Annotated in this window: 19 protein-coding genes; 5 read left to right on the top strand and 14 right to left on the bottom strand. The window is 58.1% G+C overall.

The features are described 5' to 3' along the window. Nucleotides 1-161 precede the first annotated feature (161 nt). The 3 genes from DCS96_RS01955 to dapA are packed head-to-tail and all read right to left on the bottom strand — an operon-like array spanning nt 162 to nt 4,449. A complete protein-coding gene (locus DCS96_RS01955) occupies nt 162-2,504 on the bottom strand; it encodes a DNA polymerase II (RefSeq protein ID WP_116472679.1) in 2,343 nt (780 codons plus the stop codon). A 45-nt stretch (nt 2,505-2,549) separates the two neighbouring features. Then, nucleotides 2,550-3,560: an outer membrane protein assembly factor BamC gene (bamC, locus tag DCS96_RS01950; RefSeq protein WP_232818162.1), complete on the bottom strand. Its 1,011-nt coding sequence runs from the start codon at nt 3,558-3,560 to the stop codon at nt 2,550-2,552. A gap of 1 nt (nt 3,561) precedes the next feature. Next, complete coding sequence (gene dapA, locus DCS96_RS01945) at nt 3,562-4,449, bottom strand: 4-hydroxy-tetrahydrodipicolinate synthase (RefSeq protein WP_116472678.1); 888 nt, start codon at nt 4,447-4,449, stop codon at nt 3,562-3,564. Between the two features lie 132 nt (nt 4,450-4,581). Here dapA and DCS96_RS01940 point away from each other — a divergent pair, with 132 nt between their 5' ends. Together DCS96_RS01940 and bcp are read left to right on the top strand one after the other, a co-directional pair. Further along, the gene (locus tag DCS96_RS01940; RefSeq protein WP_116472677.1) at nt 4,582-5,109 is read left to right on the top strand and encodes a glycine cleavage system protein R; all 528 of its coding nucleotides are present in this window, start codon (nt 4,582-4,584) and stop codon (nt 5,107-5,109) included. A gap of 18 nt (nt 5,110-5,127) precedes the next feature. Further along, the gene (gene bcp / locus DCS96_RS01935; protein WP_116472676.1) at nt 5,128-5,595 is read left to right on the top strand and encodes a thioredoxin-dependent thiol peroxidase; all 468 of its coding nucleotides are present in this window, start codon (nt 5,128-5,130) and stop codon (nt 5,593-5,595) included. A gap of 107 nt (nt 5,596-5,702) precedes the next feature. Here the strand turns inward: bcp and DCS96_RS01930 are convergent, their stop codons facing one another. From DCS96_RS01930 to DCS96_RS01915, 5 genes are all read right to left on the bottom strand, one after another. Next, the gene (locus tag DCS96_RS01930; RefSeq protein WP_116472675.1) at nt 5,703-6,131 is read right to left on the bottom strand and encodes a DUF6691 family protein; all 429 of its coding nucleotides are present in this window, start codon (nt 6,129-6,131) and stop codon (nt 5,703-5,705) included. A 10-nt stretch (nt 6,132-6,141) separates the two neighbouring features. Continuing rightward, a complete protein-coding gene (locus DCS96_RS01925; RefSeq protein WP_116474489.1) occupies nt 6,142-6,507 on the bottom strand; it encodes a YeeE/YedE family protein in 366 nt (121 codons plus the stop codon). Between the two features lie 546 nt (nt 6,508-7,053). Then, nucleotides 7,054-7,227, bottom strand: coding sequence for a hypothetical protein (locus DCS96_RS18485; RefSeq protein ID WP_157953553.1), 174 nt, complete (start codon nt 7,225-7,227; stop codon nt 7,054-7,056). Between the two features lie 255 nt (nt 7,228-7,482). Continuing rightward, the gene (locus tag DCS96_RS01920) at nt 7,483-8,871 is read right to left on the bottom strand and encodes an MFS transporter (RefSeq protein WP_116472674.1); all 1,389 of its coding nucleotides are present in this window, start codon (nt 8,869-8,871) and stop codon (nt 7,483-7,485) included. Between the two features lie 183 nt (nt 8,872-9,054). Beyond that, nucleotides 9,055-11,220, bottom strand: a complete 2,166-nt coding sequence (locus DCS96_RS01915) for a malate synthase G (RefSeq protein WP_116472673.1) — start codon at nt 11,218-11,220, stop codon at nt 9,055-9,057. A 399-nt stretch (nt 11,221-11,619) separates the two neighbouring features. Between DCS96_RS01915 and DCS96_RS01910 the strand changes: the two genes are divergently transcribed. Both DCS96_RS01910 and DCS96_RS01905 read left to right on the top strand, forming a co-directional pair. Next, complete coding sequence (locus DCS96_RS01910; protein WP_116472672.1) at nt 11,620-13,269, top strand: putative bifunctional diguanylate cyclase/phosphodiesterase; 1,650 nt, start codon at nt 11,620-11,622, stop codon at nt 13,267-13,269. A gap of 87 nt (nt 13,270-13,356) precedes the next feature. After that, nucleotides 13,357-14,229, top strand: a complete 873-nt coding sequence (locus tag DCS96_RS01905) for a LysR substrate-binding domain-containing protein (protein WP_116474488.1) — start codon at nt 13,357-13,359, stop codon at nt 14,227-14,229. A gap of 138 nt (nt 14,230-14,367) precedes the next feature. Here DCS96_RS01905 and DCS96_RS01900 read toward each other — a convergent pair whose 3' ends face one another. From DCS96_RS01900 to aldA, 6 genes are all read right to left on the bottom strand, one after another. Next, entirely contained in the window at nt 14,368-15,387 is a 1,020-nt protein-coding gene (locus DCS96_RS01900; protein WP_116472671.1) for an aldo/keto reductase, read from the bottom strand. Between the two features lie 67 nt (nt 15,388-15,454). Beyond that, on the bottom strand, nt 15,455-17,050 hold the full coding sequence (locus tag DCS96_RS01895) for a BCCT family transporter (protein ID WP_116472670.1): 1,596 nt from the start codon (nt 17,048-17,050) through the stop codon (nt 15,455-15,457). 237 nt (nt 17,051-17,287) lie between these two features. After that, nucleotides 17,288-18,859: a BCCT family transporter gene (locus DCS96_RS01890; RefSeq protein WP_116472669.1), complete on the bottom strand. Its 1,572-nt coding sequence runs from the start codon at nt 18,857-18,859 to the stop codon at nt 17,288-17,290. A gap of 21 nt (nt 18,860-18,880) precedes the next feature. After that, entirely contained in the window at nt 18,881-20,500 is a 1,620-nt protein-coding gene (locus DCS96_RS01885) for a GMC family oxidoreductase (protein ID WP_116474487.1), read from the bottom strand. A gap of 5 nt (nt 20,501-20,505) precedes the next feature. Further along, complete coding sequence (locus DCS96_RS01880) at nt 20,506-21,744, bottom strand: mandelate racemase/muconate lactonizing enzyme family protein (RefSeq protein WP_116472668.1); 1,239 nt, start codon at nt 21,742-21,744, stop codon at nt 20,506-20,508. 65 nt (nt 21,745-21,809) lie between these two features. Further along, nucleotides 21,810-23,234 carry an aldehyde dehydrogenase gene (aldA, locus tag DCS96_RS01875; protein ID WP_116472667.1) on the bottom strand — a complete coding sequence of 475 codons (1,425 nt, stop codon included), beginning with the start codon at nt 23,232-23,234 and terminating at the stop codon, nt 21,810-21,812. Between the two features lie 353 nt (nt 23,235-23,587). Here aldA and DCS96_RS01870 point away from each other — a divergent pair, with 353 nt between their 5' ends. Beyond that, a complete protein-coding gene (locus tag DCS96_RS01870; RefSeq protein ID WP_116472666.1) occupies nt 23,588-24,352 on the top strand; it encodes an IclR family transcriptional regulator in 765 nt (254 codons plus the stop codon). Nucleotides 24,353-24,428: the final 76 nt, after the last annotated feature.

Genomic DNA, 24,428 nt, shown 5'->3' with positions numbered 1-24,428 from the left:
CCGATTGGCCGCAAGGCCACCACCATAGCGCCGGGGTCGGCGCTCCTACAAAAACAGGGCCTGCGCTGCAGGCCTTGAACACAGGTTGCAGGCCGGATAGCACTAGCTAAAGCGGCGCCCGCCTCTCCAGCTGTTATCCATATGCTGTCCAGCAATCCCCTTTAGAACAGCCCCAGTTGCCGGCCGGTCAGCGCCTCGAAGCTCAGTCCCACAAACGGCAGTATGGCATCGGCCACCGGCTTGAGCTGACGATCGATATAGTGCTGGTAGTCGATGGCCGACTGGCGGTACTCCTCTGGCTCGGGACCGTTGAGGGTGATCAGGTAACGAATATGGCCTTTCCGTTGATAGTTCAGCGGGCGCCCCAGCCGGGCATTGTGCTCGTCGGCCAGCCGGGCCGCCCGCACCTGGGGAGGCTGGCTCTTTACATACTGGGCCAGAGGCCGCCGCAGGCGCTTGCGATAGACCAGCTGGGCATCCCGCTCTCCGGCCAGGGTCTGCGCCAGGGCAGTACGCACAAAGTCACTGGGATCCCGGTCATCGAATACCAGCCGATATAGCTCGGTCTGAAACCATTGGGCCAGAGGGGTCCAGTCCGAACGCACCGTCTCCATGCCCTTGAAGACCAGCGACACCCGGCCACTCTTTACGCTCAGTCCCGCATAGCGCTTTTTCGAACCCTGCTCCCGGCCGCGGATGGTAGGCATCAGAAACCGGGAATAATAGGTCTCGAACTGCAACTCCAGGTGACTCTGCAACCGGAACTGATCGGCCAGGATCAGCCGCCATTGGTCGTTGACCAGGCCAGCCAGGCGCCTCCCCTCCTGGCTGGCCGAAGCCTCGTCATGGCTGCCGGCAAGCAGCACGAAGACCGAATCGGTGTCGCCATAGATCACCCTGTGCCCCTGCCGCTCAATCCAGCCGGCCGTTTGCTGCATGATGTCATGGCCACGCAGGGTAATGGACGAGGCCAACCGGGTATCATAGAAACGGCAGCCCCCCGAACCCAGTACCCCGTAAAAGGAGTTCATCAGGATCTTGATAGCCTGGGAGCGCGGGCCGTCCTGCTGCTGCTTGGCCTGATCCCGCTGTTGCCACAAGGCCTCGATAATGGCCGGCAAAAAATGCCGGTGACGAGAAAACAACCCGCCACGGAAGCCGGGGATGGCATCCGCCTCCTGCAGCCCCAGGACCAATCCCAGGGGATCTATCTTGAAGGTACGGATAATAGAGGGATACAGACTCTTGAAATCCAGCACCAGCACATGGCGATAGAGGCCGGGCCTTGACTCCATCACATAACCGCCCGGGCTGGCCAGGCCACCGTCGGCGGGCAGATTGGGCGCCACATAGCCCGCTCGATGCACATGGGGCAGGTAGAGATGGGTGAAGGCAGCAACCGAGCCGCCACTGCGATCCAGCTCGAGCCCGGTAAGCTGGCTACGCAGCCGCAAAAAATCCAGCAGCCGGGTATGCTCGAAGATATCCCACACCAGGCGGCAGTCCTCCAGGTTGTAGGCCGCCAGCTTGGGCTTGTTGTGGCGAAAATCCCGCTGGATGGTCGCCAGCCGGTTGGCCACATCCTCGGTTTGCTTGCCTCGTCCCAGCAGTTGCTGCGCTACCTGTTCCAGGCTGAAACTGTCAAACTGATAACAGGCGGTCTTGAGCGCGTCTATGCCATCGATAGCCACCCGCCCCGGCAGGGTAACGAACACCTGGCCGCTATGGCTGGACTCGCGCAGATAAGCTGCCTCGCCTCCCCGGCCCAGCTTCAGCCGCAGCCCATGCAGGGCCGCACGCTGCAGGATCAGTCGCAGATCGAAGTTGACCAGACTCCAGCCGATGATCAGGTCGGGATCATACCGGTTGAGCTCCTGCTCAAGGGCGGTCAACAAGGCGGGCTCGTCGGCGACCCAGCAGATATCGGTCGCGGCGGGCTCGGGTTCCCCTATCATCAGCACCCGGGCCAGCCCCCTGCCATAGAGGCCGATTGAGTAAAGTTCGCCCTTGGCCGAACATTCGATATCGAGGGACAGGGTGCTGAATGTCGGTTGCCAGCCACCGGGCCTGAGCCGCGGCTGGGTAAAACAACGATAACCGGATGCCGGCAGCTGATGGCCGACAAAATCCACCGCCCCCTGAATGAAACGGCTGAACAGGTAGCGCTCATGGAGCCGGATGTCGTCTTCATAGACGACAATGCCGGCGCCCCGCAGCAGGGTTGCCGCCCGTTTATGGCTGGCGAGAGTGGTAAAATAGAGTACCGCGACCGGCCTGTGTTCAAAGGTCTGCAAGCCGGGTTCGGCCCATTGGTAGTCGATGCCGGCCAGCAGGCCGGCGATGGAGGACGCCTCCTCGACCGGCACCATCAACAGCGGTCGCTCGCCTTGCAACACCAGTTTGACCGGCCCCTGTTCGCTGCACAGCCAGTACACTATCTCGGTGTTACCCGACAGATCCCGGCTGTGCCGGGTCAGGATAAATCCCTGCTGGATTTCGCCCATCCGCTCCGCCCCCTCGCATGTCCTGCCACCGGGGAAGGACTGCGGTTACCTGATAAGCTCGGTACGCTCGAAGGCCTTGGCCAGCGTCCTGCCGAAATGGTCCAGCACCTCGGCCGATACCGGCACCCGCTCCTTGTCATTGATCATGATACTGGTCTGATTCCCCAAATCCCCCAACTGGATCCGATATTCATCCTCAGGGATATCCAGGGCCGGCAGGCCCAGCTTCTGCCATTTGCCGTCGCTCAGGCCATCAAATTCAACATCTACGTAACCCAGCGCCTGCTGGCGGTTGGTGATAGCGAACCCCATTTTCGGCAACAAGGTGACCAGGCGGCGCCAGGTCCGGTCGTAACCCTCGGCTGCCAGTACCCGGCCCTGGGCCGAGTCCAGTTCAATCCCGATTGGCCCCTTGTCCAGTTCATTTTCACGGGCTGTCAATGCGGACTGATAGTCCAGTGAAAAGGCGTTGAGCATAACCGCCTCGGCCCTTTGCCGATCCTGGGGCCGCAGGGTTGAAGCACCGCGCTGCTCGACGATAGTTACCGAGAGCGCCACGGCGCGGCGCACCGGATCCGGTGCAAACTGCCATACGTACCTGAGTTCAGGCTCACCCTTGGCACCGACCCAGTCGGTCAGCCACCCCTGGTCATTGCTGTTGAAATCAATCTTCTGTTTTTTCAGGAAGCTTTCCAGAGCCTGCGCCAACTCCTGTTCCAGAGGCTGATCCAGGCGCTGTTGATAGAACCAGAGGGCTGAGCCCTGGTCCGCCACCTGTGAGCCACGGATCAAGGGCAGGATCTGGATCGGCGGACGGATATCCAGCTCGGTGCCTTTGGCACCCAGGGCGGCCTGGGCGGATAAGGCCGGTACCACAAACTCGTTGTTAAAGGCCGGGGCATCCAGGCCGGCCGGTATCAGCAGGGGCCTGATACGCAAGGATTCCTGCTGATAATCAAACCCCCGGTTGGCCTGGCTGCGTTTTTCCGGACTGCTGCAGCCCGCCAGAGCAGTCAGGGCCAGCAGGCCGACCAGTATCCTTTTATTCTTTACCATCTTATCCACGCCCTATTAACTCCGCTTGGCTCAACGCTGCCATCACCTTGTCCTGGCCAGAGGCATTCAGGGGGATCAGGGGCAAGCGCGGCATATGTGTATCGATGAGCCCCAACTGCATACAGGCCCATTTCACTGGTATTGGATTGCTATCACAGAACAGGTTTTGGTGCAGCGTCATCAGCCGTTCGTTGAGCGCGCGCGCTCGTGGCCAGTCACCGGCCAATGCCGCCCGATAAAGGCTCGCCATCTCCGCAGCCGCCGCATTGGCGGTCACCGAAATCACCCCGTGCCCGCCCAGGCGGACAAAGTCCAGTCCGAGGTCGTCGTCGCCACTGAACAATAGAAAGTCATCTCCGCACAGGGATTTGAGCCGGCTCACCCGCTCGAGCCGGCCACTGGCTTCTTTGATACCGATCACCGGCTCAAGTTCCGCCAGCCGGGCAACGGTTTCGGGCAGCAGATCACAACCGGTACGCCCCGGCACATTATAAAGGAGCTGAGGCAAGGCACTGGCCCGGGTAATGGCGCCATAATGGGCCAGCAGGGCATCCTGGGAAGGCTTGTTATAGTATGGCGTTACCGACAGTCCCGCCGCCACCCCCATCCGCTCCATCTCCAGGCTGAGGCGAATGGCCTGACGGGTATTGTTGGAGCCGCAGCCACCGATCACGGGAATGCGCCCTCCGGCAAAGGTCAGTACCGCCCTGACCACTTCCAGATGCTCGTCCGTGGTCAGCGTCGGCGACTCACCCGTGGTCCCCATGGCGGCGATGGCATGGGTGCCGCTGTCGATATGATATTGAACCAGCCGCTCCAGGCTGACAAAATCGATTTCACCCGCGAGCGTCATGGGGGTGATCAAAGCCACTATGCTGCCGCTGAACATGGACATTCCCGTTGGTAATCAAGAGCCCGTATGGTAGTGGTCCCCCCCGTGGAATACAAGAGAGCCGCTGGAGCCCATGGATATTTGTGCTACCATGACCGGCTTGTTTACCAGTAATTTTCGGACAGCCTGATGACCCATCATCTTGTGGTGACCGCCATAGGTGAAAACAGACCCGGCATCGTTAACGAAGTGGCCCGTCATGTCACCGATTGCGGTTGCAATATTGTCGATAGCCGGCTCGGTATCTTCGGTAATGAATTCACCTTTATCCTGCTGTTGTCCGGGAGCTGGAACCAGATCACCCGCCTGGAAACCACCCTGCCCCTGTTCGGTCAGAGTCAGTCCCTGATCACCATGATGAAGCGCACCCAGGTACTGGTACAGCCCAGCTATGCCCTGAGCGCCTATGTAGAGCTGGTGGTACCGGACCGGCCGGGAATCGTCAATCGTTGCACCCAGTTCTTCAGCGACCGGGGCTGGGATATACAGGCAATGCAAAGCCAGACCCTTGGCGGTGATGAATCGGGCCTGTTCCAGGCCGACTTTCAATTGAATCTCCCCGAAAGTCTTGCCGATGGCGAGGCCGAACGCGCTTTCGAAGCCCTCTGCCATGAGCTGGAAAGTAAGCGACACAGTTTTCGTCTCAAACGTAAATAACCAAAAACCGGAGTGCGGATGACCTACTTGAGCCAAGGCAGCACAGCGCCTGCATTTACCCTGTCGGACCAGAACGGCAACAGCATCAGCCTGAGCGATTTCGGCGGCCAGAAAGTACTGGTTTACTTTTATCCCAAGGCGATGACCCCCGGTTGCAAGGTACAGGCCTGCGGCCTGCGCGACAGCCAGTCCGAACTGGCACAGCGCAATGTGGTGGTATTGGGTATCAGCCCGGACCCGGTCAGTTGTCTGAAGAAATTCGAACAGAAGGACGAACTGAACTTCACCCTGCTGTCCGATGAAGACCATGCGGTAGCCGACGCCTTCGGGGTCTGGGGCCCCAAGAAATTTATGGGCAAGGAATACGACGGCATCCATCGCATCAGCTTCCTGATAGACGAACAGGGTCAGGTAGAAAAGGTGTTTGACAAGTTCAAGACCAAGGATCATCACCAGGTGGTACTGGATTACCTGCATCAGCTGTAAGCCAGAAAACGGAAACAAAATGTTAAAGGCTGCGGCATCCCGGCAAGGGATCGCAGCCTTTTCATTGGGTTGGTCCAATCACCCCAGCGTCCGCCAATTTGACTGGCTTAACGCTTACCGCTTCCAGCTACCGTCAAACGACCCACCAGCCAGAATCCCGCCGCCATCGCCAGCACAAAAAGCCCAGCCTGCCATTGCAGGCTACCGGTCAAGCCGATGGCCGGACCGGGACATATGCCCACCAACCCCCAGCCGATACCGAAGATCAGGGCGCCGAGAAGCAGCCGGGCATCGATCATCGGGGCCGGCACCCTGGGCAGATCGGTGCCCAGCACACATTGACTGTGCTGTTTGCGCCACAGCCAAAAACCGGTCGCATACACCGCCAGTGCCCCCGCCATGACCAGCCCCAGGCTGGGATCCCAGTCACCGAACAGATCCAGGAAGCCCAGTACCTTGGCCGGATTGATCATACCCGAGAGCACCAGTCCCAGGCCAAACAGACCACCGGACAGCAAACTGATAACATACAGCATCAGGCTTACCTCATTTCAGCAGGGTGACGGTGACCATACCGGCCACGATAAACACCAGGGTCGCCACCACAGAGCGCAGCGAGCCCCGCCCCATACCGCAGATACCATGGCCACTGGTGCAGCCATTGCCCAAACGGGTGCCGACGCCCACCAGCAGACCGGCCAGCAACAGCTTGCCGGGCGCCACGGCCGCGAGCGACGGCACCTCGACCATCTTGGCCTGAAACAGCAGCAGGGGGATCAGCAGCAGCCCAACCACGAATGCCAGTCGCCAGCCCTTGTCGGGCTGGCTGCCGATCCCCGAGATAATGCCGCTGATACCGGCTACCCGGCCGGCCACCACCATTAGCAACAACGCACCCAGGCCGATCAGCATGCCGCCGAACAGGGCACTCCAGGGGGTAAAATTAACCACAGTCACAACAGGCTTCCTTAGATCAGCATGAACTCATCATACCGCGAGCCATTATATTAGCAATACCTAATTAAAAATCCCTCGACGAGGCCGGGCCACCGGTGAAAGGGGCCCGGACTACAGAAGGAGTATTGAAGGGCGTCCGCCCAGGGTGCCGGGCGGGAAGCGGCGCTGACCGCCGCCGACATGCGCTGTCTCAAAGGCGCCGAGCCTGGGCCCGGCAAACGGAGATGCGGCAAGGACGAACCGGGCTGTCCGTCAGGCCACTATCCAATCCGCGGAGACATACGCAAATAGCGCTAAATAACTGATACAAATACCGCTACATTTTAGACAGAAGTCAGGATTCGATTAGCAGCCCCTCCGCGCCAGGACCGGAAAATGCTTCTGCTGTTCCGGCATTCCCGCCATCCATGGCGGTCAGTGGCGCGGCTGAGCCCCCAAGGATGGGATTATGGCGAGTCTGCGTTCGAGCCTGATTGCTGTAGCACAATGAGGAACAGTTATTTAGAGCTGAACCTGCTCCCTGCCGGGCGAGAGCTGTTTGCTTTGTTGCTCATCCAGCCAGAGCCACAATTCGGCCAGACGGCAGTCGTCACAGCCAGCAATATCCCGCTCGGGCTCACGGGCCCGCAGTCGGTTGGCGTTCTCATGAATAAGCAAAGATAAAGTTGTACGCATCACTGTCATTCCTTGCAGGCGGTTGGGTCAGTCCAGCCTATCCCAAGGGGTTGACAGTTTTATGAATCAGGTGGGGTAAGACCCATGATGAATCCACCGTCAGGGGTGGCAACAGGCGATGTGGCCGAAGCATGATGCCGACCTTGCCCCTTAGGGGCACCCCCGCACCAGGCAGGAGTGGCTTCCGGCCAGGCGCAGAGGGCCCCCTTATCGAGGCCCCTCAACTCTGTCTCGAGATGTAGTGGTATAGGTTAGTTAGATATTCGTTGCCAGGGACTGTTCAACCGGCGGTTTCTCTTCGGGCTCCGGTTCAGGCTCGGGCAACTCCAGCTCCATCTGGCTGGCCTGGGCCTCGGCAATTTCCTCGGCTTCCATATCCGGAAAAACCTCTTCCAGGGGCACATCGACAAACTCTTCATTACGAGGATCCAGCTCGACGATAATACCGGCCGTTTCCACCGGAGTCTGTATATAGTGGGCCTGCTCGAGCACAGGTACCGACTTGCTGCGCCACTGCCAGATCCAGGCATAGACACCGAGCAGGAAAGCAACCCCGGCACAACCGTAATACAAGCCTTCAGCCCCCAGCAGTGTCATCATGGACGAGCTAAACAAGGGACCCAGGGAGCTGCCCAGACCATAACTCAACAGCAAGGTGGTACTGGCCGCCACGATTTGATGGGCTTCCATGCGGTCATTGGTGATCGCCACCGCAACCGGGTAGATAGCCGCCACCATGCCCATAAACAGGGACGAAAAGCCTATCAACAACCAGAGATGCAGATGACCGCTAAACACCACCCCCAAGGCGCTGGCGGCGATCAGCATATTGATCCACACCATGATCTTGTTGCGGTCCAGCTTGTCGCACAGCCGGCCCAGCGGCCAGGCAAACAGGATAAAGGTGAATACGGAAGCTGCCATAAAATAGGATAGCTGGGTCACGGGCAGGCCAACCTCTATGGCGAAAACCGGCCCCATCGAATAAAAGCTGCTGATCAGGATGCCGCTGCTCAAGGAAGCCAGCAGGCCCAGCGGAGAATCCTTAATGATCGATTTGATGCTGAGCCGCTGTTCACTGTGTTCTATGGTCGGCGCCTCCATCCGGCTCAGGGACAAGGGCACCAGGGCCGCCGTCAGCACGATGGCGCCCAGGGTAAAGGGCACGAACGCCGCCGGGTCGGTGAGGCCGATCATCAGCTGACCGGCTGTCGCGGCCAGGTAGACACAAATTTGATAGGTAAAAAACAGGGTGGCCCGGTTCTCATTGCTGACCACGGCACTAAACCAGCTTTCGATCACGACCAGGCTGCCCGCGATGGCGATCCCGCTCAGGGCGCGCAGCAGTGCCCAGACGATGATGCTCTCGGTCAACGGGAAGAGCAGGGTCGAACTGGCCAGCACGGCACTGAATACCGCGAAGGCCCGGATATGCCCAACCCGGACAATCACCTTGGGACCATACAGGGAACCCAGCACAAAACCGATGGAATAACAGACCATGATGCTACCAATCAGGGTCGGTTCGATCTTCTTCAACCCCAGGTTGACCCCCAGCAGGGTCATCACAAAGCTATTTCCTCCCATCAGCAGGAAGACGCTGAAGATCAGGGAAGAAAGGGAAACTACCAAGCGTTTGATCATGTTGCCGGTCCGCGCTGCTGTCATTAATTATTGGTTCAATTGGGCGAAAGACTAACAGGTTACATCCGATATTGCGCCCCAAAAAAACCATGATACTTTCGCATGGAGCAGATGAATAAAATTCATGACCTATACACAAAAAAATCCCCGGACCAGCCGGGGATTTTTGGGTTCTGCTAGCGCTTAGCCTTGTGCCTTCAGCTTGCGCCGATAGGCATGCAACAGGGGCTCGGTGTAGCCGCTGGGTTGGACGGTACCCTCAAATACCAGGGCACAGGCGGCTTCAAACGCCACACCGTCAAAACCGGGAGCCATGGCACGGTACAGGGGATCGCCGGCATTCTGCTGGTCAACAACCTTCGCCATGCGCTGCATGGTTTCCTGCACCTGCTCTTTGGTGCAGATGCCATGGCGCAGCCAGTTGGCAATATGCTGGGCGGAAATCCGCAGGGTCGCCCTGTCTTCCATCAGTCCTACATGGTTGATATCCGGCACCTTGGAACAGCCCACGCCCTGATCAATCCAGCGCACCACATAACCCAGGATACCCTGAGCATTGTTATCCAGTTCCTGCTGGATCTCGTCTGCGGTCAAGGCAGCGGGATCGGCCAGCAACGGAATGGTCAGCAAATCATCCAGGCTGGCAGCTTCGCGGCTCTTCAGCTCCTCCTGACGGGCCGATACATTAACCTGATGGTAATGGGTCGCATGCAGGGTAGCCGCAGTCGGCGACGGTACCCAGGCGGTGTTGGCACCGGCCTGAGGGTGGGCGATTTTTTCCTTGAGCATATCCGCCATGTTGTCGGGAATTGCCCACATGCCCTTGCCAATCTGGGCACGCCCCTTGAGGCCGGCAGCCAGACCTACGTCCACGTTGTTGTTCTCGTAAGCCTGGATCCAGGCCTGCTGCTTCATGGCACCCTTGCGAACCACAGGGCCTGCTTCCATGCTGGTGTGAATTTCATCACCGGTGCGATCGAGGAAGCCGGTGTTGATGAACACCACCCGCTCGCGGGCCTCAAAGATACAGGCCTTGAGGTTGGCGCTGGTACGACGTTCTTCATCCATGATACCCACTTTCAGGGTATTCGTGGCCAGACCCAGCACCTGTTCGACACGGCCGAACAACTCGCAGGCAAAGGCCACTTCTTCCGGGCCGTGCATCTTGGGTTTGACGATATAAACGCTGCCGGTGCGGGAATTCTTGAACTTGCCGTTGCCCTTCAGATCATGGATGGCGATCAGGCAGGTCACCAGGCCATCGATAATGCCTTCGGGTACTTCGTTGCCGTCTTTGTCCAGCACCGCCTCGTTGGTCATCAGGTGACCCACGTTGCGCACAAACAGCAAACTGCGGCCGTGCAGGCTGATGGGCTGACCATTCGGATCCAGGTACTCCCGATCCGGATTCAGGCTGCGCACCACCTCTTTGTCGCCTTTCTGCACCTTTTCGGTCAGGGTGCCCTTCATCAGGCCCAGCCAGTTGCGATAGACGCCGACCTTGTCTTCGGCATCCACAGCGGCAACCGAGTCTTCGCAGTCCATGATGGTGGACAGGGCGGATTCCAGCAGCAGATCCTTGATGCCGGCCTTGTCATCCTTGCCCACCGGGCTGGTACGGTCAAACTGCAGTTCGATATGCAGGCCGTTGTTACGTAACAATACGGCGACCGGCGCAGACGGCTCGCCGTTATAACCGGCAAACTTGTCGGCCTGGGCCAGGGTAGTCAACTCACCGTTTGTCAGGGTCACTTGCAGGTTGCCGTCCACCACCCGGTAGGCGGTGGCATCCGCATGACTGCCGTTGGCCAGGGGAGCGGCCTGATCCAGCAGCGCACGTCCCCAGGCAACGACCTTGGCGGCACGCCGCGGGTTGAAGGCCTTGGTTTTCTCTGCACCGTCGCTTTCAGGGATGGCATCGCTGCCGTAAAGGGCGTTATACAGGCTGCCCCAGCGGGCGTTGGCGGCATTGAGCGCATAACGGGCATTGTTGACCGGTACTACCAGTTGTGGTCCCGCCAGGGTCGCCAGCTCGTCATCCACATTGGTGGTGGTGACTTCAAAATCAGGCACCGAAGGCAGCAGGTAACCTATTTCTTGTAAAAATTGCTTGTAGGCAACCGCATCATGGGGTTGGTGCGACTGGTGCCAGCGGTCAATCTGTTGCTGAAGCTGTTCCCGCTTGGCCAGCAGGGCACGGTTTTTGGGAGCCAAATCGTTGACGATTTGTTCCATGCCAGCCCAGAAAGCTGCGGGCTCGACACCGGTGCCGGGAATGATTTCATTAACTACCAGATCGTGAAGAACGGTAGCAACTTGTAAAGTTCCGAGGTGAGTACGTTCCGTCATATATGGTTTCTTCTATTTTGTCTGTTTAGGTAACGACTGATTATTGACCCTATTGCTTGGGAGCCACAGTTTACCTTGGGAAGCCATAAACTGGCAAAGCAGAAATGCCATCTTTAGTCACATAATTTTTACAATATATGCATATTAAATCACTTTGTTTTTGTTAAGCCGCTCACAAGTCATTGTTATATATATAGATAAGCGTTCACTCTGTTCTCAATAAAAAATAATCTTGTGCAAAAAAAAGTACACATAACCCGCGGCGTAGACATGAGGCTAATGCCTAATGCCGGCTTCCGGGTGGCTCAACCGAATCACTCACCTAAACTGTTAGACAGTAGCCACTGCCTCCGGCTACCCTCGCAAGCTCGTTTATTGCTTTGATCACTGAACCATCCCATGAAGCCACCAGAGCCCCTCGGCACAGAAGACTATCTCGACAAGCTCGGCAAGATGCCAGGCAAGGACAGCTTTCCCCTTTCCCTCTGGACCATGCCGCTCCGCCTGACTCTTTTTTATGTGCTGATCGCTGCCGGCTGGATACTTGGCTCCGACGCCCTGACCAACCTGCTGATTGCCCGTTACGGCACTGAGCTGAGCTGGCTGCACACCATCAAGGGGGTCGGTTTCGTGTTGTTGACCGGACTGGCATTCTATGGCCTGACCCGTTCCCTGGTGCAGAAAGCCTGGAAGGCGCATCTCAAATATCATCAGGCCCTGACCCGAAAACAGGCAAGGCTGATCGAGCTGACCCACTTTGATACCCTGACCCGGCTGGCCAACAGGCGGTATTTTCATCAGGCCCTGACACGTGCCTTTACTGCCCGAAAACAGGGGTACCTGTTGCTGATCGGCCTGGATAGGTTCAAGCAGATCAATAACAACCTGGGTCACGAGGCCGGCGATGAATTGTTGTGTCTGGTGGCGGATCGACTACGTCAGCAATGTCATGCCGACAGTCATCTGGCCAGGACCGGCGACGTATTCTCCTTGCTGCTGCCCGGGGGAGATGCATCCGTCGATGTAACGGCCTGGTCCCGGCGACTGAAACAGCTGCTGGCTCAGCCCTTCAACCTGACCCAGCATACCCTCTTCATTACCGCCAGCATGGGTATCGTCCGTTGGCCCGAAGACGGCCGGACGGCGGACGAACTGATGCGCCACGCCGAACACGCCCTGGCGGAAGCCAAACAAAAAGGACGTAACAGCATCTGCGCTTATACTCCTCCGGCCAAGGCCGTGCTCCCCATCAGCACAGTGTCGCTGGAAAACGCCTTGCACCGGGCCTGGCAACAGCAGGATTTCAGCCTCCATTACCAGCCCAAACTCTGCCTGCAAAGCCGCCGGATCCTGGGGTTTGAAGCCCTGATGCGCTGGCATCCGCAAGATCTGGGCCCGGTGTCACCGGAGCTGTTTATTCCGGTCCTGGAAGACACGGGGCTTATCATCCCCATCGGCTACTGGCTGATCGAACAAGCCTGTCGCGATCTGCAGCAGCTGGCCCGTCATGGCTTCAATCAGTCCATTGCCGTCAATATCACCGCCCGGCAGCTGACCCAGGACGAGTTTGCCGAACAGCTGCTGACCCGGCTGCACCTGGCTGAGGTAGCCCCCCAGCGGTTGTCGCTGGAGCTGACCGAAAGCAGCCTGATGCAAGAGCAGGAACGGGCCGAAAGGTTATTAACCCAATTACGCGAGGCGCAAGTCTCCATTGCCCTGGACGACTTCGGCACCGGCTATTCCAGCCTGAGCTACCTGAAGCGCCTGCCGGTCGATACACTCAAGATCGACCGCAGCTTTATTGACGACATTGTTCAGGAGCAGGACGACAGAGGCATAGTAGACGCCATCATCCGTATGGCCCATGGCTTGTCGATGACGGTAGTGGCGGAAGGCGTGGAAACGGAGTCACAGATAGCGTTGCTGCAAGAGCTGGGTTGTGACCAGGCCCAGGGATATTGGTGCGCCAGCCCCATGCCGATTGAAGAGCTGATCGACTGGTTATCCGAGGCAAAGAGGGCGGAACGCAGCCAGGGGCTCATTTCCTGAGTCGATCGGCGATAAGGCATGGGCTACTGTGGCAGGAGACTATCACTTATAATGCCCCTAAGCCCTGCGACCAAACCCCGGACCATCATGCGCTCATTACCCCCGTTAACCGCCCTGCGTGTTTTCGAAACCACCGGCAGGTGTTTAAGCTTCACCCAGGCGGCAAGCCAGCTGCACGTCACCCAGAGTGCGGTCAGCCGGCAGATCAAGCAGCTCGAGGATTACCTCGGTGTTCCCCTGTTCATTCGCCGTCATCATCACCTGGAACTGACCGAGTCTGGCAAGCAACTGCTTGCCAAACTGGAGCAGTCTTTCAACCTGATGGAAAGCGCGGTGCAGGAGCTGCGGGATCCCAAACAACGGCAAAAGCTGGCCCTGCTGGTGCCTCCCACCTTTGCCACCCGCTGGCTGGCTCCCCGCCTGGCCAGCTTGCATCGGCACTCCCCCGAGCTCGAGCTGTCCATTCACAACAGTGACGACGACCATAAATTGTTCGATTGCTGTATTCGCTTTGGTCGCACCGCCAGACCAAGCCATTACAGTGAGCTGATCATGCTGGAGCAGCACGTCGCCGTCTGCTCGCCGGAACTGCTCGAGCAGGCACAACATCTGGAAAAAGCCGATAGCAGCCTGCTTCACATACTGCACAAGGGCGAACGACTGCCGGTGTGGCAAAACTGGCTGCAGGCCGCCGGCCTCACCGATCAGGTTGATGCCAATCGCGGCATGGAATTCAGCACCCTGGATCAGGTGACCAATGCCGCCGTTAACGGCGCTGGTTTTGCCATTATCGACAAACACATGATCAGCCGCGAGCTGCAATCAGGTTCCCTGGTGCCCTTCAGCAACATCGAAGTCAGCGGCCCCTATGGCTACTGGCTGGACATCAACGCCGAACGCCAGGGGCTGGCCAAGGTTATTCGCTTTACCAAGTGGCTGCGTGAGATCAGCCCGGACTGACGGCACCGGCAGCAAAAATGATCACAACCCGGCAGGCCGCTCTGTACTCGGCATAAAAAAGCCCCGCCATGGCGGGGCAAATAGTGACCAAAGTGACCAAAGTGACCAACAGAATATCAGTGCTGAAAACCCCAGCGGTTAGTCAGCGAACGGCGCCCTGGCCGGACGCGGGCTGCGCGCAATGCGCTTGCCAGCGGTGTAGTCGTTGATCAAATCGCATGGCGTATAGTTACGCTCGATTTCGTAAAGCTCATCCGCAGTCAACGTCATTTCAAGCGCCGCCAGTGCACTGTCGAACTGGGCCGGACTGTCGGCGCCCACCAGCATCGAGGAGACCTCCGATTTCTGCAGTACCCAGGCCTGAGCCACCTGCGCCGGCAGACAACCCCGAGCATCGGCAACCTTGGCTACGGAATGGGCGATATCCCTGGAAGCCTGATCGTTGTACATTTCGGCGGTAAAGAAGTCGGTCTGGTTACGGGTGGACTGCAGATCACTGGTCAGAATGCCCCGGGCCAGCGGGCTGAATACCGACACGCCGATGCCCTGATCCAGGCAGAAGGGGATCATCTCCCGCTCTTCTTCCCGGTAGGCGCAGTTCAGCTGCAGCTGCATGTTGATCGGGCGGGCCCAGCCGTTCTTGTCGCAGACCTGCAGGATCTTCGCCAGCTGCCAGGTGTACATGGTGGACACACCGATATAACGGGCCTTGCCGGCCAGCACGATATCGTTGAGGGCGCCCATGGTTTCTTCCACCGGGGTTTCGGTATCAAAATAATGCAGCATGTAGATGTCGACATAATCCATGCCCATACGCTTGAGCGAGCCGTCGATGGCATCGAAGATATGCTTGCGCGAGTGGCCCTGGGCATTGATGTCGTTACTCATGGCGTAGCCCACCTTGGTAGTAATGACCAGCTCGTCACGACGGGCGATGCGGCGCAGCACATTACAGACCACCTCTTCACCGGCACCAATGGAATAGAAATCCGCCAGATCGATAAAGTTGACCCCCATGTTAAGCGCATGCGCGATAATCGGCTCGCTTTCCTTCTCATTGAAGATCCAGGGTTTCCATTCCTTCGAGCCCATATTCATGGTGCCGAGGCAGAGACGGGATACTTTCAGGCCGGACTGGCCCAATCTTACGTATTGCATGCTAAACCCTCAAAAATAGTTCTGGAACCGAGCCTGTTCGGCTCCATTTGCCACAAAGTTGAATCGCTTACTTCTGTTGCAACACCGGCGTTGCATGTCTTGTCTCGTCACCTGCTTCCATCTCGGCCAGCACGGCCGGCTTCAGCTCGACAGTGTGTCCATTGACCTGCACCCGCTGTGCGAGCTTCAGGAAGGCAAAGCCCGCACCGACCACAATCAACATGCCCGGCACGCCCGACAGGTTAAACAGCATCTTGATCGCATCGACGCCGATATAACTCGCACTGATCCAGGCAACAAAGGCGATGGCACAGCCCCAGGTGGCCTTGACCCACAAGGGTGACTTCAGATTTTCGGCATCCACCCCCTTGATACAGAGGCCACCGATAGCATCGGTATTGGAGTCGGCGGCGGTAATAAAGGTGATGAAACAGGCAAAGATGAACAGCGCGCTGAGCAGGGTGCTGCCGGGCAGCTGATCGAACAGCACATAAATCACCGAGGCGAAACCATTATCCTGATAGGCCTGGTACATGATGCCGCCGAGGGTGGTGTCGAAATACAGTGAAGAGCCGCTGAAGATGCTGAACCACAGGAAACCGAACAGGGACGGCAGCAACAGGTTGACGATGATGAACTGACGCACCGTATAACCCCGGGCAATCTTGCCGAGGAACAGGCAGCTGAGCGGGGCCCAGGCAAACCAGCTGGCAAAGAAGGCCACGGTCCACCAGCCCGGCCACTGGTCGTTACCGGAGGCGCCGGTCACCAGGTTGCGGGCAAAGAAGTCCGACAGATAGACACCGAGTGACTCGACTCCCAGCGACAGGATGAAAACGGTCGGACCCACGATGAAGATGAACAGTGCACCGGTAAAGTAGAGCCAGGTATTGATGCGCGCCAAGGTCTGGATGCCACGATACAGGCCGGAGGCAGCCGACATGATGGCGGAGCCGATAATAACGATGGCGATGATCGCGTATCCGGTCACGCTTTTCTCGATGCCCAGCACCGATTCCATGCCATCGCCGATCACCAGCAGGCCGGAAGTCAGGGTGGCAGACATGCCCAGCACCACAGAGAACAGCGCCAGGCCATCGATCACCTGGCCGCCGATGCCGTCAACCCTGCGACCCAGTAACGGGCGCAGCATGGAGCCGATGGAAAAGGGCAGCTTGAGGTTGTGAAACGCCAACGCAAAGGCCAGGCCAGCAACGGTATAGATGCTATATGGAGTAATGGTCCAGTGAACGAAGATGGTAGACATGGAAAACCGCATCGCTTCGGCGCTCTCCGGCACTATCCCCAGGGACTTCGGTGGTTCATGGTAATGCAGAACCGGCTCGGCCACCGACCAGAACAGAATGCCCATGGCAATCACAGTGGTTAAGGAAACCGCGAACCAGCGGAACGGGGTCAGCATGGGGGTGGCCTTTTCACCGCCGATGCGTACCCGGCCAATGGGCGAGCAAAACGCATAGGCGGCGATGAACACCATAAACAGGGCACTGAGGTTGAACAGCCAGGAGAGGTTGGCCATGACCACATTGTTCAGTGTTGAGGTGCCAGCAATAAAGTTCTGCTTGTCGATGATGGTGTAGATGACCGTCAGGGCAAGGCAGGCAAACGCCGGCCAGAAGGTAATGGGTCTGATGTTTTTCATATAAATCCCTACAACATTATTCACCGATATGGCGAATATTCCTTCAACGATTCCAATCGCCGCCAAGCATGCTTCAGCAGGGAAAATTTTCAAAATGATATAAATGCGATCAAGCATGACGAAAAGTCATAACACAAAATCAACATGGTGCTTATGGGGTTATCACCGGCTGAAGAGACAAATAAAAAAGCCCGCACCGGCATCAGCACGGTGCGGGCAATAAAGCAGGTTCAGTAATCAGGCTGCCCTGGCATTACCCAGCCGAACAGGCTCCCGACTATGGAAGCGTCCGGACATCAGGCAGTGGATCAGGGCGGCGTTGCATCCCAGCACAATCAGCAGTGCCGGCAAGCCACCCAGATTCGACATCATCTTGATGCCATCGACCCCGGCAAAACTGGTCATGACCCAGGCTACAAAGCCGATGGTGCCCCCCCAGATCAGCTTCAGTTTCAGACTGGCGCCGTGGGCCTGGGTGTCACCGGACAGGCTGGCTTCGCTGTCTTCGCTGCACAGGTTGCTCATGGCTTCGGTGTTGGAATCCGCCGCCGTCACATAGGACAGAAAGGAGACAAAAATGAACACTGCCGCGGTAATGCCCGCCAGCGGCAGGTTATCCAGCATGGTATAGACCACAGACTCGGCACCGGTGGCCTGCAGGGCCTTGTTGAGCAGGCCATCGCCATTCATGTCCATGCTCAGCGCGGTACCACTGAAAATCGACATCCAGATGCAGGCAAACAGGGCCGGCAACATCATGTTGATCACCAGGAACTCGCGGACCGTATACCCCCGGGAAATCTTGCCCAGGAACAGGGCCGTGATCGGCGCCCAGGCCAGCCAGTTGGCCCAGTAGAAAATGGTCCACCACTGCGGCCACTGATCACCCGAGGCAGCACCGGTAAACAGGCTCTTTTCGATGAAGTTGCCCAGGTAGACACCAAGCCCTTCTACCCCCATCGACAGTATCCAGGTGGTCGGGCCACACACGAACACGAAACCGCAGATCAGGAAAAAGATACGGGTATTGAGGCTCGAAAGCATGGCTATCCCCTTCTTCAGGCCACTGGCCGCAGACAGGATAAAGCTGACCACAATTAACAGGGTGATCGCGCCCAACACCACAGGTCCGGTTCCGATCGACAACATGTTGTCCAGGCCGCCGGCCAGGGTCAGCACGCCGGTACCGAGTGACGCCGACATGCCGGCAACCAGCGCATAGAGCGCCAGCGCATCGATCAGGTGACCCGGTTTGCCCAGCATGCGATCACCGAACAGCGGGCTGAGCGCGGAGCCCAGTGAAAACGGCTTGCCGAGGTTATAGTGAGCCAGCGCGAACATCAGTGCCGGTACCGTATAGATGGCATAGGGGGTAAAGGACCAATGCAGAAACATGGTCGAGATGGCGAACTGAGCCGCATCGGCCGATCCGGGCTCCAGGCCAAGCGACGCGGGCGGACTGTGCAGATGGTACATGGGCTCGGCCGTCGCCCAGAACAGAATACCGATCGCCACCGTGGTGCAGAGTGCGATGGAGAACCAGCGCCACCGGCTGATCAGTGGCGTGGCATTTTCACCGCCAATGCGCACCTTGCCCAGGGGTGAAAAAAACACCCAGACACAGGTCGCGACCATAAGCAGGGTTCCCAGGCTGAACAGCCAGGAGAAGTGGTTCAGGATCCAGCCGTTGATGGCCGAGGTCACCCCGAGGAAGACCTCCAGATCGGCAAAGCTCATGGCCACCGCGGCCATCAACAGCAGGAACGGAGGCCAGAACACCAGGGGTTTGATTCTTTTCGCGTTTGTCATAATCCTTCATCCATCTTGTGATTAGCAGCCGGCATGATCAGCAAGAACCATGTCGGCGCCCTTTTCCGCCACCATCATGGTGGCGGCGTTGGTATTGCCCGAAGTAATATTGGGGAAAACCGAGGCATCGATAACCCTGAGCCCCTTGAGCCCATGCACCCGCAAGCGGCTGTCAACCACCGTGGTTCGGGGATCCGGCCCCATGGCGCAGGAACCGCACAGGTGATAGATGGAGCCTCCGTTCTCGCGAAAGTACGCCAGCATGTCCTCCTCACTCTCGACCGCGGGCCCGGGCAGCACTTCCTCGGCGGTAATCTCCCGCAGCGCGGGCGCCTGCATCAGGGTCCGGATCAGGCGACTGCCCTGAATGACCTCGTTAACGTCCTTGTCGGTCGACAGGTAATTGGGCCTGATCAAGGCGGCGTCCTGCGGGTTGCTCGATGCCAGTTCGATGCGACCTCGGCTGGTCGGGCGACAGGCATTGAACGCCACCAGGAAACCGGAATAAGGCTCCGGCTCCAGTTTTGCATTGGGATCCTTGGGTATCTGGTAGGACATGGGGTTGAAGTAGAGCTGGATATTGGGCGCCGGCTCTGCATCACTGCCCCGGAAAAACCCCCCAGCCTGATTGACGCTCATCGACAGCGGTCCCGAACGGTTGATCAGGTATTCGAGTCCGGACCAGGCCTTGCCCCAGAACGACCGGAAAGTATCGTTCAGGGTTTTCATATTGGCCCGGTAGTAATAGCTGACGCAGAGGTGATCCTGCAGGTTCTCCCCCACCGCCGGCCGGTGGCAGCGCACCTCGATACCATGCCGGCTCAGCATTGCCTGATCACCGATACCGGACAACTGCAGCAGCTTGGGAGAATCCACGGCGCCGGCCGACAGGATCACCTCCCGCCGGGCCCGGATTTGCTGCACCCCCCCCTGGTGCAGTACCTCAACGCCTGTGGCCCGTTGCTGTTCGTCAATCAATACCCGCTGTACCATGCTTACCCGCTGCAAGCTGAGATTAGGCCGGCTCAACGCCGGCTTCAGGTAGGCGGTATTGCTGGAGTCACGCTGACCATTGCGAATATTCGTTTCGTAGATACCGGCGCCCTCCACCCCGGCACCGTTGAAATCATCATTCAGTGGCCAACCCAGCTGCTCGGCCGCCCGCAGATAATAATCGCAGACAGGATGGGCTCGTCCTTTCATCGGCGTTATGCCAATGGGCCCGCTGGCAGAGTGGAACTCGGTGTCGCCGGCCGGATGTTGCTCCAGCTTTTTGAAGTAGGGCAACACCTCCCGGTAGCTCCAGCCCTCGTTGCCGACCGCCGCCCAGTCGTCGAAGTCCAACGCCTGGCCGCGCACATAGATCATCGCATTGATGGAGCCAGAGCCACCCTGTACCTTGCCCCGGGGGGCGTACACCTTTCGCCCCGCCATGCCCGCGTCTTCCTCGCTGTAGTACATGTAGTTGTAACGGGGGTTGTAATAGGTCTTAGCAAAGCCGACCGGCAGTTTGAACCAGGGCGAGCCGTCCTTTTCACCGGCTTCCAGCAGCAGCACCGAATGCCGCCCCGACTCACTCAGGCGACTGGCCAGAATACAGCCGGCCGAACCGGCCCCGACAATGATGAAATCGAACTCCATGCTCATCACTCCACGGCATCCGGCTGGCGTTTCCAGTCATCGCCGCGCGCCTTGAAGTCATAGGGCTTGGGATCCATCAGCAGGTGCAGGCGCTTGCCGGTATAGGGAGAATGAGCCTTGACCACCTCCATGTTCAGCTCCACGCCCAGCCCTGGCTTGGTTGAGGGGATAATGTAGCCATCCCGCCACTCGATCTTCTCCTGCAGCACTTCGGCATGGAATCCGTCCCAGGTACGAATGCTTTCCTGGATCAGGAAGTTGGGTGTCGCGGTTGCCAGCTGAATACTGGCGGCGGCACCCACCGGACCGTTGTACAGGTGAGGAGCTATCTGGGCATAGAAAGCCTCGGCCATGCCGGCGATCTTCTTCGCTTCCAGAATGCCGCCAACACGGCCCAGGTTCATCTGCAGGATCGAGGCTGCCTTGTGGGTCAGCAGATCATGGAACTCGTACTTGGTGGTCAACCGTTCACCTGCCGCCACCGGAATCGAGGTATTGGCCGCCACCCTTCCCATGGCCTCGGCCTGTCCCGGCGGTACCGGCTCCTCGAACCAGAGCGGATCATAGGGCTCGAGCCGCTTGGCCAGTCGAATGGCGGCCGAGGGCACCATCTGGCCATGAGTACCAAACAGCAGATCGCATTTGTTGCCCACCGCCTCGCGAATACGGCGGCAGAAGGTTGCGCTCTTGTCGATATCTTCCAGCGAGAGCTGATGCCCGGAATAAGCGGTATAGGGGCCGGCAGGATCGAACTTCAGTGCGGTAAAGCCCTTTTCCATGTTTTCCAGGGCGCACTCGACCGCCAGCTCGACGCTGTCGTAGTCGTAGTCACCGGCCCTATTGACCGGGTACAGGTAGGTATAGGAGCGCAGCTTGTCGTGTACCCGTCCTCCGATCAGCTCATATACCGGCTTGCCTGCCGCCTTGCCGATGATGTCCCAGCAGGCCATCTCCAGGCCGCTGATGATGCCCATCATGGTCAGATCGGGCCGTTGGGTAAAACCGCTAGAGTAGGCCTGCCGGAAGAAACGCTCGATGTGATGGGGGTCTTCACCCTTGAGATACCGGTCAAACACATCCTCGATGGCCGGGACCATTACCCTGGGGTGAAAGGTGGACGCATAGACCTCACCCACCCCTTCGATGCCGCACTCGGTCTGCAGGGTGACAAAAATCCAGTACATGCCACCAACATGGGGCGGCGGTACGGCAACAACGTGAGTCTGACAGGAAGCTACTTTCATCTGGATACCTCGTAAATTGTCTGGGGCTCGTGGACAACAGGGTTTGCGGAGCCCATTGCAGGGGCTTAGTAACTGAGCACGACCAGTCGTGTCTGGGTAAACTCGAGCATGCCGTGCTTGCCGTCGTCCCCCCCCAGTCCCGAGCGCTTCCAGCCCGCGTGGTAGCCTTGATAGGGATCGGCCGGCGTGCGGTTGATATAGATCTCGCCGGCCTCGATCTCGTTGGCCACCATCATGGCCGTACGGTAATTCTCGGTGTAGATCACCGAGGCCAGACCGAACTGGTGATCGTTGGCCAGCATTAACGCCTCCTCGGCATCACGGTATTTGAGCACCGGCAAGACAGGACCAAAGATTTCTTCCTGAACAATTTCCATATCCTGGCGGCAGTTGGTCAGCAGGGTCGGCGGGTAGAAATGACCCTGTCCTTCGGGAATATAGCCGCCAACTTCCAGCGTGGCGCCATCATCGATGGCCCGCTGTACCATCTGATGGATACCGAGGCGCGTGTTCTCATTGATAAGCGGCCCCATGAAAGCGGGGTTCTTCGCACGATCACCAAACGCACGTTGTTTGAACAGGTCACGCAGCAGGCCGACGAAGCGGTCATAAACAGCCTCATGTACATAGACCCGCTCGACCGCGGTACAAAGCTGCCCGCAGTGAGTGGTCTTGGAGGCAACAATCTGGCTGGCCGCCTTTTCCAGATCGGCATCGGCCTCGACGATGGCCGGGGTCTTGCCGCCCAGCTCCAGTGACGACTTGGCGATATTGACCTGGGAGTATTCCAGCACCTTGCGCCCCGCTCCCACGCTGCCGGTCAGGGTGATCATGCCGACCCTGGGATGGGTGCAGACAATTTCGGCAGTGCTGTGGTCCATCGCCAGCACATTGACCACACCGGGCGGCAGGCCGGCCTCCTGAACCGCACGGGCAATTTCAAACGCCGAGCAGGGCGTGTTGTTACTCGGGCGTACCACCACGGTATTGCCGGTGATCAAGGCCGGGGCAATCTTGCGCATCAGGGTATAGACCGGGTAATTAAAGGGGATCAGGCAGGCCACCACACCGATGGGCTCGCGCTGCAGCAACAGATTTTCGGACGGAGTGTCGCTGGGAATAATCTCGCCTTCGATCCGGCGTGCCCACTCGGCGTGATAGCAGGTAATATCCGCCGCATACACAGCCTCGCTGGTGGCTTCATCCAGCGCCTTGCCGGACTCCAGCGCCAGTGCCCGGCCGATATCATCCTTGCGCGCTACCAGGGCATCGGCCAGTCTGCGCAGGTAATCCCCCCGCTGAATACTGGTCAGCTTGCGCCAGCCTTTCTGGGCTGCCGCCGCAATCTCGACCGCTTCCTTGGCGTCTTCCGCACTGGCGGCACTGACCTGCCCAATGACTTCTTCGTTTGCGGGGTTGTAAACCGGGATCTTCGTGGCTTCTGCCCTTTCGACAAAGTCGTTATGGATGAAGTTGTTATACGTTTTCATGGAAAAAGGCCCATTGTTAAATTTGATAACAATCCTATGGACAGGCCTTTCTGCTGTCAAATTTAATTCTTATATAGAATTTTATTTCCAAATATGAAAATATACTAATATGTTTCTGCCGCTCGCAATAAAAGTCCTGTTATAACAGGGACATCCGTGATGCCGAGGAACAAGCAAAGCGCACCGAAAATTTGGCAGTCAGGCCGCAAGGCTTGGTACTACCCGCTTTTTCAAAAGGTTACGTATTTGATATTTTTTTCTTTCTGTTGGGTTAACAGAAGGAAGCGGACAGTAGGGTGGCCATCCCGGCGCGAAGCCCAGCGTTTTTTCCATATATAGAAGAGAGTGAGACAGTGAACGAACACGTCGAAAAATCAAAGGCACCGGCCGTCGATGCCTCCGTACTGATCCTGGATCTGCTGGCCGCCGCCTCCTATCCGCTGACCCTGACGGAGATCTGTGAGCAGACGGGAATTCCGGTGGCCAGCGGCCACCGTATCGCCCAGACCCTGCTCAGACATCAGTTGATTGCCATGGATCCAAGCCGTAAAAAGGCATACTGCATCGGCTCACGCATCTTTCAGATCGCCTCGACCGTGTACAACAAACAAAGCCTGATCCCCTATTTCTTTCCGATTGCCGAAATCCTCAAGAACGAGATCCACAAGCTGATTTTTCTCGCCGTACCGGTAGGTAACAAGGTGGTGGTGGTGTCCAAGGTGGAACCGTCGCTTAATACGTCACTCAACCTCTTTATCGGTCAGACCATGCCAATGCACCGCTCGGCCGCCGGCAAGGCCATTCTGTCGATGCAGTCGGCCAACTTCAGGAAAAGTTACATGGAAGGCGAGAAAAGCGTGGCGCCGTTGGCGGACAATCGAGTGGCAGAGCTGGAAGAGGAATTGTCCCGGGCCCACCGGCTCGGCTATGCGGTCAGCCAGGGCGAGATAGAGTACCATCTCAGCTGTATTGCCGCGCCGGTACTGAACCTGAGAAACGAACCGGTTGCCGCCATCAGTGCCTGCATCGACAGTGCAACACTCAGCGCACAGGACTCACGAAACTATTCCAAGTTCCTGATCCAGGCGGCGAGGCAGTTGTCATCGCGGTTTGTATAATACCAATTTCAGTCAAGATCTGATCACCCTTTGAGTTCAGTCACCAGAGGAAACACAGCCACCTATCACGACACGC

The sequence above is a fragment of the Zobellella maritima genome (assembly GCF_003075035.1).
In the GTDB taxonomy this organism is placed as follows: Bacteria; Pseudomonadota; Gammaproteobacteria; order Enterobacterales; family Aeromonadaceae; genus Oceanimonas; species Oceanimonas maritima.
Note: the sequence above shows the minus strand (reverse complement) of the source record. Positions and strands in the feature narration are given on the sequence as shown.

Excerpts from the sequence above, each read along its gene's own strand:
- aldA (WP_116472667.1), bottom strand. The coding sequence starts at position 23,234 with ATGAAAACGTATAACAACTTCATCCATAACGACTTTGTCGAAAGGGCA.
- DCS96_RS01880 (WP_116472668.1), bottom strand. The coding sequence starts at position 21,744 with ATGAAAGTAGCTTCCTGTCAGACTCACGTTGTTGCCGTACCGCCGCCC.
- DCS96_RS01895 (WP_116472670.1), bottom strand. The coding sequence starts at position 17,050 with ATGAAAAACATCAGACCCATTACCTTCTGGCCGGCGTTTGCCTGCCTT.
- bamC (WP_232818162.1), bottom strand. The coding sequence starts at position 3,560 with ATGGTAAAGAATAAAAGGATACTGGTCGGCCTGCTGGCCCTGACTGCT.
- DCS96_RS01890 (WP_116472669.1), bottom strand. The coding sequence starts at position 18,859 with ATGACAAACGCGAAAAGAATCAAACCCCTGGTGTTCTGGCCTCCGTTC.
- DCS96_RS01940 (WP_116472677.1), top strand. The coding sequence starts at position 4,582 with ATGACCCATCATCTTGTGGTGACCGCCATAGGTGAAAACAGACCCGGC.
- DCS96_RS01925 (WP_116474489.1), bottom strand. The coding sequence starts at position 6,507 with ATGCTGATCGGCCTGGGTGCGTTGTTGCTAATGGTGGTGGCCGGCCGG.
- DCS96_RS01920 (WP_116472674.1), bottom strand. The coding sequence starts at position 8,871 with ATGATCAAACGCTTGGTAGTTTCCCTTTCTTCCCTGATCTTCAGCGTC.
- dapA (WP_116472678.1), bottom strand. The coding sequence starts at position 4,449 with ATGTTCAGCGGCAGCATAGTGGCTTTGATCACCCCCATGACGCTCGCG.
- DCS96_RS01900 (WP_116472671.1), bottom strand. The coding sequence starts at position 15,387 with ATGCAATACGTAAGATTGGGCCAGTCCGGCCTGAAAGTATCCCGTCTC.
- DCS96_RS01885 (WP_116474487.1), bottom strand. The coding sequence starts at position 20,500 with ATGGAGTTCGATTTCATCATTGTCGGGGCCGGTTCGGCCGGCTGTATT.
- bcp (WP_116472676.1), top strand. The coding sequence starts at position 5,128 with ATGACCTACTTGAGCCAAGGCAGCACAGCGCCTGCATTTACCCTGTCG.
- DCS96_RS01955 (WP_116472679.1), bottom strand. The coding sequence starts at position 2,504 with ATGGGCGAAATCCAGCAGGGATTTATCCTGACCCGGCACAGCCGGGAT.
- DCS96_RS01905 (WP_116474488.1), top strand. The coding sequence starts at position 13,357 with ATGCGCTCATTACCCCCGTTAACCGCCCTGCGTGTTTTCGAAACCACC.
- DCS96_RS01915 (WP_116472673.1), bottom strand. The coding sequence starts at position 11,220 with ATGACGGAACGTACTCACCTCGGAACTTTACAAGTTGCTACCGTTCTT.
- DCS96_RS01910 (WP_116472672.1), top strand. The coding sequence starts at position 11,620 with ATGAAGCCACCAGAGCCCCTCGGCACAGAAGACTATCTCGACAAGCTC.
- DCS96_RS18485 (WP_157953553.1), bottom strand. The coding sequence starts at position 7,227 with ATGCGTACAACTTTATCTTTGCTTATTCATGAGAACGCCAACCGACTG.
- DCS96_RS01930 (WP_116472675.1), bottom strand. The coding sequence starts at position 6,131 with ATGCTGTATGTTATCAGTTTGCTGTCCGGTGGTCTGTTTGGCCTGGGA.